Source organism: Paracoccus sp. MKU1 (genome assembly GCF_001447385.1).
Classification (GTDB): domain Bacteria; phylum Pseudomonadota; class Alphaproteobacteria; order Rhodobacterales; family Rhodobacteraceae; genus Paracoccus.
On record NZ_LLWQ01000049.1, the window covers coordinates 1 to 862 of the forward strand.

Genomic DNA, 862 nt, shown 5'->3' on the forward strand with positions numbered 1-862 from the left:
GCTCCGCAAGGAACCGGTTCAGCAGGCCGAAGCCGCGATATGTGCCCGCGGTCCGGGGATCGAAGGCGGGCCAGTCGCGGCGCAGGGCCTCGTCCATCCGGGCGCCGTTCAGCGTCTGCTCATAGGGCGAGCGGTCCCAGGAGGCGTATCCCATCACCGTACCGCCCGGCCCCACGGCATCCATGAGCGCCTGGGCGACCCCGGCCGCACCACCCTCGACCGGGCCGAGCGCCTTCAGCGAGGCGTGGACCATCACCAGATCGCCCGGTTTCAGGCCAAGCCGCCGAAGATCCGCCGTGATCGTGGCCTTGCCGCGCATGACCCTAGGGATTGTCCCTGAACCAATCCACGATGGCGGGCATGTCGCGCTCGAAGCCACCGGGGATGAAGACGTTCAGCAGACCGACACGCTCAGCGGTGCGGTTCCTGAAATCATGCGCCACGCCGGCGGGGATGCGCAGGAASGTCCCTTGCGGCGCGTCCAGCCAGTCCTCCCCGGCCAGGAAGCTGACCGTGCCGGCGATGACGTAGAAGATCTCSTCATTGCCCTCATGCGCATGCGCGCCCGGCCCGTCGGCGCCGGGCTCCAGCCACCATTCCGAGACGCTGTAGCGCGCAGCCGTCTCATCCTCGTCGGCCTTGAACACCGCCGTCATCCGGCCGAGGGCGTAGCGCCGTCCCTCGCCGGGCGGCAGATGGATAACGCCCTTGCCCGCGTGTTCGTCGCTCATCGCTGCCTCCCGGTGGCTGGTGGAAAGGACCCCGACAGCATAGCCGACCGAGGCCCCCGCTGTCAGGTCCGCCGCCAGGAGCCCCAATGCCCGGAGGCCCTAAGTCGCGTCCTGATCCGCCTTGCGCAGAA

The 862-nt window shown here is 69.2% G+C and carries 2 protein-coding genes; both read right to left on the bottom strand.

What is annotated here, in order from left to right:
• The coding region (locus AQY21_RS02995) for an AAC(3) family N-acetyltransferase (RefSeq protein ID WP_161905896.1) at window positions 1-319 on the bottom strand (319 nt) is incomplete at its 3' end.
• A 4-nt stretch (window positions 320-323) separates the two neighbouring features.
• Window positions 324-731, bottom strand: coding sequence for a cupin domain-containing protein (locus AQY21_RS03000; protein ID WP_058096349.1), 408 nt, complete (start codon window positions 729-731; stop codon window positions 324-326).
• Between the last annotated feature and the right edge of the window lie 131 nt (window positions 732-862).